The organism is Paenibacillus sp. MAHUQ-45, from assembly GCF_058133325.1.
In genome coordinates, this window is the sequence record NZ_JBYUPV010000012.1 from 1 (window position 1) to 13,784 (window position 13,784).

Consider the following 13,784-nt stretch of genomic DNA (forward strand, 5'->3'; position numbering starts at 1 on the left):
TTCCACGCGTACCCATCCCGAACACGACCGTTAAGCCCTCCAGCGCCGATGGTACTTGGACCGAAGGGTCCTGGGAGAGTAGGACGCCGCCAAGCACATGAGTCCTTGTTGAGTAATCAACAAGGACTTTTTTGTTGTCTAAAGTTTTAATTTACAGAAAAATTCACAGATGAGTTTGTGGGTAAATACAGGAAAAGTGTAAACTATTTAAAGTTACCCACATGTGGATAAGGGCTTTTAAGTGTTTTTAAGTACTTTTTAGGTGAGTACTCCCCAGATTATGTGGATAGGCAGTGGGATATGTGGATACCGCCTACAAAACTGATAGATATTTTTACATGAAAGAAGGATACCTATGGATAACTCTAATAAACTTGTGTGGATAGAGAAGCAGGTTGTACATGCTAGCGATACAGATTATCGTTCCAATGCTAAATTGTCCTTTATTCTGGATATGATGCAGCGTGCAGCGGATTCTGCGGTAGGTGGGCTAGGAGTTAGTCTGGAGAAATTGTTAGAGGTAGGAATGGCATGGATGCTAATTACTCTGGACATTGATTTTCAATCCACGCCACGGCCGAATGACACGCTATCTATTCGAACTTGGAGTAAGGGAACCAAAGGCGCTTTGTGGCAGCGGGATTACCGAATTTTTGATAGTAGTGACAATGAGATTGCGAGCGCGCGCTCTATTTGGGCTCTGGTTGATATCGAAAAACGTAAAATTCTCCGGCCTTCGGCACTACCAGTTCCAGTGCAGCACTATGTAGCCGACTCAGTAGGAGAGATGCCGAGCAAAGTGGAGATTCCTGAGGGGTTACTTATGCAGGAAGCTTATCGCTATCAAGTAAGATACAGCGGACTGGACAATAACGGGCACTTGAACAATGCCAAGTACGGTGATTTATGTTGTGATGCGCTGTCTTTGGATGAATGGGATGGAAAAAAGCTGAAACGGTTTAATATCACTTATTCACAAGAGGCGACCTTTGGACAGGAGATAACAATTTCCCGGTCTTCGTTGTCAACTGAAGGAGCGTATGTGCAGGGGATTTCCGGCGATACGATCTTATTCACTGCTTGTTTGATATTTGAAAGATAAGAAAATTGTATATAGTACTCTTTTTTATTAAACGGAGAGATCTAATCTGATATAGACAAGGTCCTTTGTTTTTAGGAAAGATGTATGCCCTTACAGTAAATCAGTCCTGACGTTATTTGCTGTCTTTCATTTAATGCTATAATAATTCCGTATGGAAAGGAGAGAGTTATGAAGGTACTCGTATTGGCGGAAAAGCCGTCTGTGGCGCGGGAGATTGCGCGGGTTATGGGATGTAAGGAGAAGCAGAAGAGTTATATTGAAGGACCTAAATATATAGTCACCTGGGCTTTGGGGCATTTGGTTGGCCTGGCGGAGCCTGAGGATTACAACAATAAATTTGCAACCTGGGCTTTGGAGGATCTGCCGATTCTGCCGGAGAAAGCGAAGCTGAAGGTGCTGCGGGAGACGAGCCAACAGTACAAGGCGGTACAGCATCTGATGAAACGGCAGGATGTCGGAGAGCTGATTGTGGCTACCGATGCTGCGCGTGAGGGTGAGCTGTTGGCGCGTTGGATCATGAACATGGCCGGTTGGAAAAAGCCGTTCCGGCGCCTTTGGATCTCTTCGCAGACAGATAAGGCGATCAAGGAGGGGTTTGCTGCACTGCGGCCGGGCAAGGATTTTGACCGGTTGTATGAATCAGCACGCTGCCGGGCAGAGGCCGACTGGATGATTGGGCTGAACGTAACGCGGGCATTGACCTGCAAGTTCGGCGCACCGCTATCGGCGGGCCGGGTGCAGACACCATCGCTGGGAATGATCATGGATCGGGAAAATGAAATTACCAGCTTCCGCTCGCAGGATTTTGAGACCTTGTCTGCTGATTTTGGGCATTTTCAGGCTAGCTGGCGGGCCAATGGTGGAGATGGACGGATTTTTGATAAAGAGAAGACAAAAACTTTAAGCGAGAAGCTGACCGGACGGAACGGACGGATTACGAAGGTACAAAAAAGTGAAAAGAGTGAGCCGCATCCACTCGCTTATGACCTGACGGAGCTGCAACGCGATGCTAACCGCAAGTTCGGCTTCTCTGCGAAGCAGACATCCAGTGTATTGCAGCGTCTTTATGAACAACATAAGCTGGTGACTTATCCGCGTACGGATAGCCGTTATTTGTCCTCTGATATGACGGGAACACTGAAGGAGCGTCTGGATAGTGTGGCTGTCGGGCCTTACGCGACGTTAGCCCGTCCTCTGCTGCGCAAACCGCTGCCGATCACGAAGCGGATTGTAGATGACAGCAAGGTGAGCGATCACCATGCGATCATTCCTACGGAGCAGACGGTGCTGCTGAATGGCTTAAGCACGGAGGAACGGAAGCTGTACGACCTGATCGTACGGCGCTTCATTAGCTTGTTCTATCCACCGGCTCGCTACGATGCTGTAGCGGTGACTGTACAGGTGGAGGGCGAGAGCTTCCACGTCAAAGGCACCACGGTAAAAGATGCCGGATGGCGTGAGGTTTACGGCGGCGATATGAGTAACGACGACGAGGATGAGCAAGCGGCGGATGAACCAGCCGCGAGCGGTGTAAAGCTCCCCGAGCTGCGCGAGGGCGAGACGGTTACGGTCCGGCGCTGCCTAGTCAAAGCCGGACGGACTCAGCCGCCGAAACGGTATACGGAGGCGTCGCTGCTGACGCAAATGGAGAAGCACGGGCTGGGCACCCCAGCCACACGCGCCGACATTATCGAGAAGCTGGTTAGCTCGGATACGATCGAGCGTCAAGGGAATTCGCTGCATCCGACGGGCAAAGGAAAGCAGCTTATCGGTCTGGTATCACCACAGCTGCGCACACCGGACCTCACTGCTCGCTGGGAAGCAGAGCTGGAGAAGATCGCTCGCGGTCAAGGCCGTCCTGAGCCATTCCTGCAGGGTATCCGCAGCATGGCACAGGAGCTTGTATCTGGCGTAAAGACCAGCTCGGCGGAATACAAGCCGCATAATGTTTCGAACAGTCATTGCCCGGAATGTGGAACAAGACTCTTGGAGAAGAAGAGCAAGCGGGGTAAGATGCTCATCTGCCCGGCAGATAGCTGTGGCTACACCCGTTCGGGAGAGAAGCGCTTATCCAACCGCCGCTGTCCACAGTGCCATAAGAAAATGGAACTGAAAGAAGGCAAGGCAGGACTGTACGTACAATGCCTCGGTTGCGGTATTACAGAGACGATGGATAAAGACCACAAGCATGTCAACAAGCGTGAGCAGCAGAAGCTCGTGCAGCAGTACAGTAAGCAGGAGAGCATCGGCTCCAACCTGGGTGAGCTGTTAAAGGCTGCAATGGAAGGCAAGAAAGGAAACGAGTAGCGAGTAGGGCCGCGTATCTTCAAAAAAAAGGAGCAACGGGGTCAGTAATAGTAGCAAGTAGGGAATTCGCTTGTTTAAAATCTCAGGAGTAGCTAAAGGCCTCACTATAGAGGGCGAGCTGAAGCTTCAGACGTTATAAATATAACGATATGGATCTAACCTTATGAATCGGTAAATCCCTGTTGGGGTATGGTATCAGTCGGTTGACGCTTATTAATTCTTAAGTTCAGCTTATAATAGAAAAAAAGACATTACGAACAAAGCTGATTAGATTAGATCAGAGCAGAAGGAAGAAGAGGCTGGCAATCACTACAAGTAAGAGCTCCTCGCCTCCAATCTTGAAGTACGTTGAAATTCACGCTATTAAGTAAATGTGTTGGGGTCAGAAACACAGCCTAATTTTCATCGAAAAGATAAGAGAAAGATTAGCTGGCTTGGCTCTAAAAATATGAAAGGACTCGGTGTTGGTTGCCGAGTCTTTTTTTGTATCGTGCCGCCATAAGGTACTTATAATAAGGATGAACAAGGCATAAATTTGACGTTAACGTTAACATTATATATAATATAAGAGTAGTCAAAAATAATCATAAAGTAATGACCTAATAGATTGGAGCAGGAGGCTGTTATGAGCTGGTTAAAGATTGAACAGGTCGCGCAGGAGACTGGGCTAACCAAACGAACCATCCGCTATTACGAAGAGATGGGGCTGCTGGCCTCACCGCAGCGGAGCGAAAAGGGAACGCGGCTATACACCGAGGAGGACATTGAGAGTCTCCGTAGGATTATGGATGCGAAGGAAGTACTGGGCATCTCACTGGTGGATTTGCAACAGTTTGTAGCTTTTCATGATTTGCTGGAAAGCTATCGCAGCCATTACAAAGGGAGAGACGAAGTGCCAGGACGGAAGGAAAAGCTGATTGAATTGGAGCAAAAGCTGGGTGAACAGTTAGAAGCTCTGGACCGGAAGCTGGAAAAAATGACATCATTCCGTGCAGAGCTGGAGGATATGAGGAAGCGATCCAGAGATGTTCTGGATCAACTGTAGTCACAGGAGAGTTGAGTCCATACTAGGACAAGATGACATCATTCCGAGCGGAGCTGGAGGATATGAGAAAGCGATCCAGGGATGTTTTGGAGCAACTGTAGTCACAGGAGAGTTGAGTCCATACTAGCTGGAAAAGATGACATCATTCCGAGCGGAGCTGGAGGATATGAGGAAACGATCCTGGGATGTTCTGGAGCAACTGTAGTCACAGGAGAGTTAAGTCCATACTAGCTGGAACAACGATCGATGAGGTCTGGGGATAGTTAGTCTGGACAGCTTGAGATCTAAATTTGGAGGGAAAGAAAATGGGAATAGACTCGGAAGGTTTGCAACGCAATGCCGGACGATTGACTCAGCCACGGGCGGTTTGGGCCGTGGCTTTTGCTTGCGTAATTTCTTTTATGGGACTTGGATTGGTGGACCCGATTTTGCCGGCTATCGGTAAGCAATTGCATGCTACGCCGAGTCAGGTATCACTGCTGTTCTCCAGTTATAATCTGGTGACTGGGATCGCGATGTTGGTTACAGGTTTCATTTCTAGCCGGATCGGGATGAAATGGACGATGATGACGGGAACGGCATTAATAGTCATATTCGCTCTGCTGGGCGGAATGTCGAGCAGCATTGGACAGCTTGTTGGTTTCAGAGCTGGCTGGGGTCTCGGCAATGCGCTGTTCATTGCCACAGCCCTCTCGGCGATTGTAGGCCTGTCGGTGCGCGGTTCAGCTAAGGCGGTTATTTTATATGAAGCGGCTCTGGGGCTAGGGATTTCGGTCGGACCGCTGCTAGGCGGTGAACTCGGTTCAATTTCGTGGCGCGGGCCGTTCTTCGGTGTAGGCGCACTGATGGCAATAGCTTTTATATCCATAGGGCTGCTAATGCCGAAGATTCCAAAACAGAAAAGCCGGGCTTCACTGGCTGATCCTTTTAAGGCGCTTAGACATCCGGGCTTGCTGGTGCTGGCCATTACCGCGTTCTTATACAACTTTGGATTCTTCACACTGATGGCGTACACGCCGTTTGTAATGAATCTGGATGAGCATGGTTTAGGTTATGTGTTCTTCGGCTGGGGCTTGCTGCTGGCCTTCACTTCTGTCTTTGTCGCCCCGCGTCTGCAAAAAAGGTTCGGGTCGATCCGCTCCATGTCTGCTGCTCTACTGCTCTTTGCCCTTACGCTACTGGTCATGGGAATCTGGACCTCTTCACAAATTACGATGATTCTGGCAGTAATCATTGCCGGAGCTTTCCTCGGAACCAATAACACGCTTATTACAACGGCTGTTATGGAGGCGGCACCTGTAGAGCGGTCCACGGCATCGGCTGCGTACAGTTTTGTACGCTTTATCGGCGGTGCATTGGCACCTTGGCTGGCCGGCAAGTTGGCGGAATGGTACAACCCGCATGTTCCTTTTTACATTGGTGCATTATTCGTTGTGGTTGCTATCGGCATAGTTTTGTTGGGACGCAAGTATCTGACACATGTGGATAAGGCTTCTGCCGGACACTGAGAGATTTGTTGTCGATAGAGGTTGACTCGCTCCATCATCTTCCAAACCCGTGAGGGATGTGTTTTACTTAAAGGGCCGAAGACGAACCCTGTGAAATACCAAGCCTTCGGACTATGAAGGATGGAGCAGGTGATGGTATGTCCGATCTGCGACAGGCAGATCAACTTGCATCGGCAGGAACCTCACATCGGGGTCGGAACAGCCGATTTTTCTTTTTGATCATTGTTTATTTCTATTGGTTCTCTTCTTATATCTATGTTCCAATACTTTCACCTTACGTAGAGCATTTGGGTGCTTCCTACATGATGGTTGGCATGGTGCTTGGTGTGTACGGGCTGATGCAGATTTTGTTCCGTCTACCAATGGGCATCGGTTCGGACTATATGAACCGCAGACGACCGTTTATTTATTTGGGACTTATTGCAACAGCGGTGAGCTGTTTGCTGTTCATGTGGGGTGCAGCGCCTGGTTGGGCGCTTGCAGCCCGGGCTGTGTCCGGCATTTCTGCATCGGCATGGGTTGTGTACACGGTGATGTTCACGGGATATTTTTCTAAGGATGAAGCCGGAAAAGCAATGGGCATGCTGCAGTTTACTACAGTGATCGCCCAGCTCACAAGCATGATGATCAGTGGCTATATTGTTGATCACTGGGGCTGGAGTACACCGTTTCTGATCGGTAGCATTGTTGCTATCTTGGCCCTGTTGTTGGCTCTCCGCTTGCCGGAGCAAAGGCTCGAGCGAAGCGAAGGGAGGATGCAGGTCAAGGATTTGGCACTCGTTATTAAGGAGCCGCTGCTAGTCAGGGTATCACTATTGTCGGCTTTGGCCCACTGCGTGCTGTTCATTACGATGTTTGGTTATACGCCGAATCAGGCGTTGAGTATCGGGGCGAGTAAAGAAAGTTTGGGTTGGCTGACACTGGCCTTCATGGTCCCGCATGCGGTAGCCACTCTCTATGGTTCTCGTATGTTCGGAAAGCTACTGGGTGACCGAGGGACATTGTTACTGGGTTTTGTCGGAACTGCTTTGTGTACCTTATTCATCCCATTCATGCCGACGCTTGCCGCCCTATGCATCACTCAAGTGGGCAATGGCTTTATGCAGGGCCTCATTTTTCCGCTGCTGCTAGGTAAGTCGGTCTCGGGTGTTGACCCGGCTAAACGGGCTACGGCTATGGGGTTTTACCAAGCGGTGTATGCTGCAGGAATGTCGGCTGGACCGTTCGTGGCTGGCTGGATGAGCTCGGCGTATGGTCTTGCGGGGGGATTTTGGCTAGGAGCAATTGCTGCTGCCTTGGCGGCGGTGTTGTCCCTGGTATGGATCGAGGGAAAAGTGCCTGCGAAGAAGGTTTTGCGCTGAGAGTGTCAGGCCGGTAGAATGTTAAGAATCTCGAATGCCCAGTTGAACAGTCAGAACAAGATAGCCCGGCCTCGCGGAACATCGGGGGACTATTATTGGTTTTTTGTGAAAAGGGTAATATAATAAGAAGTAGATAGGTTGCAAGGAGGAGGGGCCGGAAAGAATGGTCAAATTGGTCATGCTGTGGTTTGTGGCGATTAATATTATTGGGTACGTGGTCATGTCAGAGGACAAGAACAAAGCCCGGAAAAGACGGGATCGGGTACCTGAAAAGACCCTGTTTCTGCTGGCGGCCATGGGCGGAGCATTAGGTGTGCTGATCGCAATGTACCGCAAGCGCCACAAGACGCGACATATGTCCTTTAGGATCGGAATTCCGCTGCTGCTGCTTCTGAATGCCTTGCTCTACAGCTATTTTCTAAGATGATAGCATTATGAATTTCATGATGGCTATACAAAACAGAAAAAGAGGTGGCGTACATGTTATTCTCTAAAATTTTGCTCGCCTATGACGGTTCTAAGGCTTCCAATCAAGCGTTGGAGCGCGCAATTGAACTGGCCAAGGTCACACCAGGTTCATCCCTGCATGTCGTACACGCATTTGATTTCCCGCGCTTTTTCATCGGGGAAGCTCTTGCGCCTCTGCCAGCTTCGGTGAACAAGGAATATTATGATCTCGCGGTGCAGACGACAGAAGAAGTGAAGGGACGTCTTGAGGCGGAAGGGTTGAATGCAAAGGTAGAGCTGCTGCAGGGTTCGCCTGCGGAGGTCATTCTGAATTATGCCAAGGAGAACGGTGTGGATGTGATTGTCATCGGTAGCCGTGGGCTTGGTGGGATCCGTGAATTCGTTCTGGGAAGTGTCAGCCATAATGTCGTGCAAAGTGCACGCATTCCAGTGCTGGTTGTCAAATAAATCGATTATAGGGGAGGCCGCTAGCGGCATTCCCCTTTTTTGCGTACAAGTAGGTACAGGTTGTCAGGTCCCTAATCCTGAAGGTGGAAGCCTTTGTAAGAAAATAAATCTGTTTTGCAGAACATTAGCCCTTTATTACGAAAGAAAAGATACTCAAAAGCGAACGTTTAAACTTTTGTATTTTACAATGTTCGTGTTTAAGTTGACATGATGTGTAGGGCGTTGTTAAACTAAAGCTATGAACAGCTCGTATAAAGCCGGGGATATGGCCCGGAAGTTTCTACCCGGGAACCGTAAATTACCGGACTACGAGGAGATGTGATGAAGGATAGCCGCAGCAGCACCGGGCCCGTATAACTGGCCGAAGCTGTATGTGCTTTTCCCGCACCGGATGAAATGTCATTCAGGGACAGCGGGACCCGCCCTCATGTATTTCCTTGGCAGTCCGATCCTCCCGCAGCAAAATGCGTCTGGAAATCGGGCTTTTTTTTTCGGAATTATGGGAAACTAATGTGTATCCATCTTATTTTTACGGAAGGCAGGGTCAAATCATGTCTGTGCAAGTCGGTGTCATCATGGGCAGTACATCGGATTGGGAAACGATGGAGCACGCCTGTGCAGTGCTTGAGGAACTGGAAATATCCTATGAGAAAAAGGTAGTGTCCGCGCATCGTACGCCGGACCTGATGTTCCAATATGCTGAGGAAGCGGTGGGGCGTGGCCTCCGCGTCATTATTGCAGGCGCAGGCGGAGCAGCGCATCTGCCAGGGATGGTGGCAGCGAAAACGATACTGCCAGTCATTGGTGTGCCCGTACAATCCAAGGCCTTGAACGGCCTGGATTCGCTGCTCTCGATCGTGCAGATGCCAGGCGGGATTCCGGTGGCGACTGTAGCGATCGGCCGTGCTGGAGCCGTGAATGCGGGCCTCCTGGCCGCGCAAATCATCGGCGCATTCGATCCGCAGGTGCAGGATCGAGTGCAGCTCCGGCGGGATGCTATTACCGCCGGAGTGCTGGAAAGCAGCGACAGCTTATGAGGCCGGAGGCACAGAAGCTGTTGGCTGCGGATGTGGCAGGCGGCGCGGGTAATGGCGCCGCTGCTGCCCATGGGGCGCTGGATACGACAGCGGCCGGTGGGGCTGGTTCGGGGACGGACGGTGGAACAGGGCCGTCCGGATCGACAGCGGCCGGTAGAGATGGTTCGGTAACGGACGCCGGAACGGGGACGTCCGGGGCGGCAACGGCCCGGACACTGCTGCCGGGCTCGACCATCGGCGTGCTCGGCGGCGGCCAGCTTGGCCGCATGCTGGCGCTGGCTGGCAGCGCCATGGGCTACCGCTTTGTGGCGCTAGACCCTGCGCCGGATGCGCCCTGCGGGCAAGTAACGCCGCAGATTACGGCGGCGTACAACGACCGGGACGCGGCGCGTGAGCTGGCGCGCCGCTCCGATGTGATCACGTACGAGTTCGAGAACGTCGACGCAGGCGTAGCCGCGCTGCTGACGGAGGAATCGTACGTGCCACAGGGCAGTGCGCTGCTGTATACGACACAGCACCGACTGCGTGAAAAAGCTGCGATCGAGGCTGCCGGCGTGCCGGTCGCCCCGTACCGCAAGGTGGGCAGCCTGGCCGAGCTTGAGGCCGCGGCTGCCGCACTGGGCCTGCCCTGTGTGCTGAAGACAGCCACAGGGGGCTATGACGGCAAGGGGCAAGCCGTCATCCGCGAGGTGGCCGAGCTCGAAGCGGCGTTCCGGCAGGTAGCGCCGGGAGCCGCAGTGGCTGGAGCGCCCGCCGGTGAAGCGGGCAAATCAACCGAAGCAGCCGTGCCGGAGCTGGTCCTGGAGAAATTCGTTGCTTTTCAGTGCGAAATCTCCGTAGTTGCCGCCCGCAGCGCGTCTGGCGAGGTGAAAAGCTTCCCGCCTGCGGAGAATATCCACGTGAACAACATTCTGCATCTCTCTATTGTGCCTGCAAGGGTATCGGAAGAGATTCAGCGCAGAGCCTGCGAGCTGGCGGAGAGACTGATCACCGGATTGAACGCTGTCGGCCTGCTGGCCGTGGAAATGTTCGTTACGGAGGATGGTGAGCTGTTCGTCAATGAGCTGGCGCCAAGACCGCATAATTCTGGGCATTATACTATGGACGCTTGTGCGACCTCGCAGTTCGAGCAGCATGTGCGGGCGATTACCAATCTGCCGCTGGGAGACACGACGCTACTGACCCCGGTGGTGATGGTCAATGTGCTTGGACAGCACTTGGAAGGTGCGGTAAGTAAGGTTAGCGCTTATGATGAAATAGCCGGCAAGCTGGGGGTTATCCCTAAGCTTCATATATATGGCAAGACAGAGAGCAAAAATGGTCGTAAAATGGGCCATATCAACCTGCTCTGCAAGGACACCGGAGACGGGCTGTCCTGGGTAGAGCAATCTAACCTTTGGAGGAACTGAAAAAATATGATCGAACGTTACAGCAGACCGGAAATGCGGGCCATTTGGACCGAAGAGAATAAATTCGCAGCATGGCTGGAAGTAGAATTGTGCGCATGTGAAGCATGGGCCGAGCTTGGCGTAATCCCACATGAAGATGCGGCGAAGCTGCGTAAGGATGCCAAATTCGATATCGACCGCATTAATGAGATTGAGCTGGAAACCCGCCATGATGTGATTGCTTTTACCCGTGCCGTATCCGAGAGCCTTGGTGCGGAACGCAAATGGGTGCATTACGGCCTGACTTCTACGGATGTCGTTGATACTGCGCTGGGATATCTTTTGCGCCAGGCGAACGAGATACTGGAGAAGGACATTATTAACTTTATTGAAATTCTGAAAGACAAGGCGATTGCCTATAAAGATACACCGATGATGGGCCGTACACATGGTGTTCATGCTGAGCCGACTACTTTTGGTCTCAAAATGGCGCTTTGGTATGAAGAAATGAAACGGAACCTGGAGCGTTTCCGCCGTGCAGCTGATGGTGTGCAGTTTGGTAAAATCTCCGGTGCGGTTGGCACGTATGCCAACATCGACCCGTTTGTAGAAGAGTTCGTCTGTCGCAAGCTGGGCACTAGCCCGGCGCCAATCTCCACACAGACCCTGCAGCGTGATCGTCATGCAGAGTACATGGCTGCGTTGGCATTGGTTGCAACTTCACTCGACAAATTCGCTACTGAAATCCGCGCCCTGCAAAAGAGCGAAATCCGCGAGGTGGAAGAAGCTTTTGCCAAGGGACAAAAAGGCTCGTCGGCAATGCCGCACAAACGCAACCCAATCGGCTGCGAAAATATCTCCGGCCTGTCCCGCGTGATTCGTGGTCATATGGTTACTGCTTACGAGAACGTGCCGCTGTGGCATGAGCGAGATATCTCCCACTCTTCCGTAGAGCGGATCATCCTGCCGGATGCGACGATGTTGCTGAACTACATGCTGAATCGTTTCGGGAACATCGTGAAGAACCTGACTGTCTTCCCAGAAAACATGAAGCGCAACATGAACCGCACCTTTGGCGTACCGTTCTCCGGCCGCATTCTGACGAAGCTGATCGACAAAGGCCTCAGCCGCGAGCAAGCGTACGATACTGTACAACCGCGCGCGATGCAGGCTTGGGAAGAACAGACGCAGTTCCGCGATATCGTGGAAGCTACACCTGAGATCACCAGCGTGCTCAGCCCGGAAGAAATTGAAGATGCCTTCAACCCTTCGTGGCACCTGAAGCATGTAGACACCATTTTCCGCAAGCTGGAGCTGATTTAGTAGATAGAGTGCTACAAGCTTCCATAACGGAGTAGCGGCGGGATGGATGCAGGAATGCATGGTTTATCTGCCAAGTAGTGGTGGCACGGAGAAGTACTATATGGTTTTGCTTGCTAACTAGTGCTGAACAGACGTGGTGCTATATGGTTTTGTCTGCTAAGTAGTCGTAGGACGGCCACCGTGCTACGTGCTTTTAACGGCCACGTAGCACTGGAGCGGCCGCAGCGATTGTGAAGGACGTTAGTATTAGTGCGATTTGCAATTAACGGCAATATTGCACCTTATATCCTGTGTTTAAGGCTAAAAAGGGGAAATAAGAGCATTTTTGTACCTTATTTTTAGGGAAAAGGCCCCTTAGAGGGCAATTTGAAAGATTTAAGGTGCAATAATGCCTTTAATCTGAGGTTGCCCCGGGGTTGGCACTAATTAAGGTACAAAAATGCCGTTATTTACGCGTAGAACCTGCTTTGATTACCGATATGATATAGGCCGTAAATGGTGAATACCGTAAACACCGCTCTCAAGAAGCAACGTAGCAGGAGATACTCTTTTCGCAAAAGTTACAGGTTTCGCAAGTTATAGAAGATCATTCGTTCATAGGGAGGAAAGATCATGACATCACCGGCCATATCCACAGCTGTGGAACTCATTGATGCGCCGCTGCTCTATAAAGGGAAGGTTCGTGAGCTGTACGATTTGGGGGATAACGTATTGATCGTCGTCACAGATCGCATCTCCGCGTTCGACTATGTGCTCGATCCGGCGGTGCCGGAGAAAGGCAATGTGCTTAACCGGCTGAGTGCTTTCTGGTTCGGCCAGACGAAGAACTTGATCGAGAATCATGTGGTGCATATCGATGTGGATCAGCTTGGCGGGATCGTCAAGGATCGGGAAGCTTTGCGCAACCGTGTTATGGTGGCCCGCAAGGCGGAGCGTATCGACATCGAATGCGTCGTTCGGGGCTGCATCACCGGCGGTGGCTGGAGGCAGTATCAGGAGACCGGCAAGGTCAATGGTATTGAGCTTCCTACAGGCCTGCGCAAGAATGCGCTGCTGGCGGAGCCGATTTTTACCCCGGCGGCTAAAAACGATGTCGGTCACGACGAGGATATTCCCTTCGAGAAGATGCAAGAATTGATTGGAGCGGAGCTGGCGCTTGAGCTGAAGGAGAAAAGCCTGAAGCTGTTCGCTTTTGCCAGAGAATACTGCGCCGAACGGGGCATCATTCTCGCAGATTGCAAATTCGAGTTCGGTCTGCTGGACGGCAAGGTGATTCTGATCGACGAGATTTTCACACCGGATGCTTCACGCTTCTGGGCTAAGGACAATTACGCACTTGATATTGAGATTGATAGCATGGATAAGGAGCCGGTACGGTCGTACCTCGCTGCCTCTTCCTGGGATAAGAATAGCAAGCCTGATCCGCTTCCAAATGAAGTGGTGGAGGAAACCACCCGCCGTTATCTGGATATTTATCATCGTCTTACCGGCAAGTCTCTATAGATGCTCTACGGTATGCCCACAAACTTTTAGGAGGAACTACAAGCGTATGTTAAAAGCAACGGTCTATGTCACCATCAAGAAAAGTGTGCTCGATCCCCAAGGGGTAGCAGTTCAGGGTGCACTGCACTCAGTTGGCTTTCAGGAAGTAGAAAGTTTGCGTATCGGTAAATATATGGAGCTGACCTTGGATACGAATGACCGCGCTGAAGCGGAAGTACGCCTTAAAGATATGTGTGAAAAGCTGCTGGCCAACACGGTGATCGAGGATTACCGCTACGAATTGGAGGACTAAAAG

General features: G+C 51.3%; 12 protein-coding genes, 1 rRNA gene and 1 riboswitch. All 13 genes read left to right on the forward strand.

The genetic code is table 11. From position 1 onward, the window contains the following. Positions 1–95, forward strand: a 5S ribosomal RNA gene (rrf, locus tag AC3Y23_RS22405); the annotation flags it as partial. 260 nt (positions 96–355) lie between these two features. After that, positions 356–1,102 carry an acyl-[acyl-carrier-protein] thioesterase gene (locus AC3Y23_RS22410; protein WP_379203211.1) on the forward strand — a complete coding sequence of 249 codons (747 nt, stop codon included), beginning with the start codon at positions 356–358 and terminating at the stop codon, positions 1,100–1,102. A gap of 168 nt (positions 1,103–1,270) precedes the next feature. Further along, complete coding sequence (locus tag AC3Y23_RS22415) at positions 1,271–3,409, forward strand: DNA topoisomerase III (protein ID WP_379203213.1); 2,139 nt, start codon at positions 1,271–1,273, stop codon at positions 3,407–3,409. 625 nt (positions 3,410–4,034) lie between these two features. Further along, positions 4,035–4,454 (forward strand): MerR family transcriptional regulator, encoded by a 420-nt coding sequence (locus AC3Y23_RS22420; RefSeq protein WP_379203215.1) that lies wholly within the window; start codon positions 4,035–4,037, stop codon positions 4,452–4,454. A 305-nt stretch (positions 4,455–4,759) separates the two neighbouring features. Then, positions 4,760–5,962, forward strand: coding sequence for an MFS transporter (locus tag AC3Y23_RS22425; RefSeq protein WP_379203217.1), 1,203 nt, complete (start codon positions 4,760–4,762; stop codon positions 5,960–5,962). A 113-nt stretch (positions 5,963–6,075) separates the two neighbouring features. Further along, complete coding sequence (locus AC3Y23_RS22430; protein WP_379203219.1) at positions 6,076–7,323, forward strand: MFS transporter; 1,248 nt, start codon at positions 6,076–6,078, stop codon at positions 7,321–7,323. 163 nt (positions 7,324–7,486) lie between these two features. Beyond that, positions 7,487–7,750 carry a DUF1294 domain-containing protein gene (locus AC3Y23_RS22435; RefSeq protein WP_379203221.1) on the forward strand — a complete coding sequence of 88 codons (264 nt, stop codon included), beginning with the start codon at positions 7,487–7,489 and terminating at the stop codon, positions 7,748–7,750. 53 nt (positions 7,751–7,803) lie between these two features. Beyond that, a complete protein-coding gene (locus AC3Y23_RS22440) occupies positions 7,804–8,238 on the forward strand; it encodes a universal stress protein (RefSeq protein ID WP_379203223.1) in 435 nt (144 codons plus the stop codon). Positions 8,239–8,465: 227 nt separating this feature from the next. Next, positions 8,466–8,567: riboswitch (purine riboswitch) on the forward strand. A gap of 222 nt (positions 8,568–8,789) precedes the next feature. After that, on the forward strand, positions 8,790–9,275 hold the full coding sequence (gene purE / locus AC3Y23_RS22445; RefSeq protein ID WP_379203225.1) for a 5-(carboxyamino)imidazole ribonucleotide mutase: 486 nt from the start codon (positions 8,790–8,792) through the stop codon (positions 9,273–9,275). Positions 9,276–9,541: 266 nt separating this feature from the next. Continuing rightward, complete coding sequence (gene purK, locus AC3Y23_RS22450) at positions 9,542–10,684, forward strand: 5-(carboxyamino)imidazole ribonucleotide synthase (RefSeq protein WP_379203535.1); 1,143 nt, start codon at positions 9,542–9,544, stop codon at positions 10,682–10,684. A gap of 6 nt (positions 10,685–10,690) precedes the next feature. After that, the gene (purB, locus tag AC3Y23_RS22455) at positions 10,691–11,986 is read left to right on the forward strand and encodes an adenylosuccinate lyase (RefSeq protein ID WP_379203227.1); all 1,296 of its coding nucleotides are present in this window, start codon (positions 10,691–10,693) and stop codon (positions 11,984–11,986) included. Positions 11,987–12,598: 612 nt separating this feature from the next. Continuing rightward, entirely contained in the window at positions 12,599–13,489 is an 891-nt protein-coding gene (locus tag AC3Y23_RS22460) for a phosphoribosylaminoimidazolesuccinocarboxamide synthase (protein WP_379203229.1), read from the forward strand. 46 nt (positions 13,490–13,535) lie between these two features. Continuing rightward, entirely contained in the window at positions 13,536–13,781 is a 246-nt protein-coding gene (purS, locus tag AC3Y23_RS22465; RefSeq protein ID WP_066379412.1) for a phosphoribosylformylglycinamidine synthase subunit PurS, read from the forward strand. Positions 13,782–13,784: the final 3 nt, after the last annotated feature.

Bases quoted from the DNA above. Each gene is read 5' to 3' on its own strand.
- AC3Y23_RS22410 (WP_379203211.1), top strand. From the start codon at position 356: ATGGATAACTCTAATAAACTTGTGTGGATAGAGAAGCAGGTTGTACAT.
- AC3Y23_RS22415 (WP_379203213.1), top strand. From the start codon at position 1,271: ATGAAGGTACTCGTATTGGCGGAAAAGCCGTCTGTGGCGCGGGAGATT.
- AC3Y23_RS22420 (WP_379203215.1), top strand. From the start codon at position 4,035: ATGAGCTGGTTAAAGATTGAACAGGTCGCGCAGGAGACTGGGCTAACC.
- AC3Y23_RS22425 (WP_379203217.1), top strand. From the start codon at position 4,760: ATGGGAATAGACTCGGAAGGTTTGCAACGCAATGCCGGACGATTGACT.
- AC3Y23_RS22430 (WP_379203219.1), top strand. From the start codon at position 6,076: ATGAAGGATGGAGCAGGTGATGGTATGTCCGATCTGCGACAGGCAGAT.
- AC3Y23_RS22435 (WP_379203221.1), top strand. From the start codon at position 7,487: ATGGTCAAATTGGTCATGCTGTGGTTTGTGGCGATTAATATTATTGGG.
- AC3Y23_RS22440 (WP_379203223.1), top strand. From the start codon at position 7,804: ATGTTATTCTCTAAAATTTTGCTCGCCTATGACGGTTCTAAGGCTTCC.
- purE (WP_379203225.1), top strand. From the start codon at position 8,790: ATGTCTGTGCAAGTCGGTGTCATCATGGGCAGTACATCGGATTGGGAA.
- purK (WP_379203535.1), top strand. From the start codon at position 9,542: ATGCTGGCGCTGGCTGGCAGCGCCATGGGCTACCGCTTTGTGGCGCTA.
- purB (WP_379203227.1), top strand. From the start codon at position 10,691: ATGATCGAACGTTACAGCAGACCGGAAATGCGGGCCATTTGGACCGAA.
- AC3Y23_RS22460 (WP_379203229.1), top strand. From the start codon at position 12,599: ATGACATCACCGGCCATATCCACAGCTGTGGAACTCATTGATGCGCCG.
- purS (WP_066379412.1), top strand. From the start codon at position 13,536: ATGTTAAAAGCAACGGTCTATGTCACCATCAAGAAAAGTGTGCTCGAT.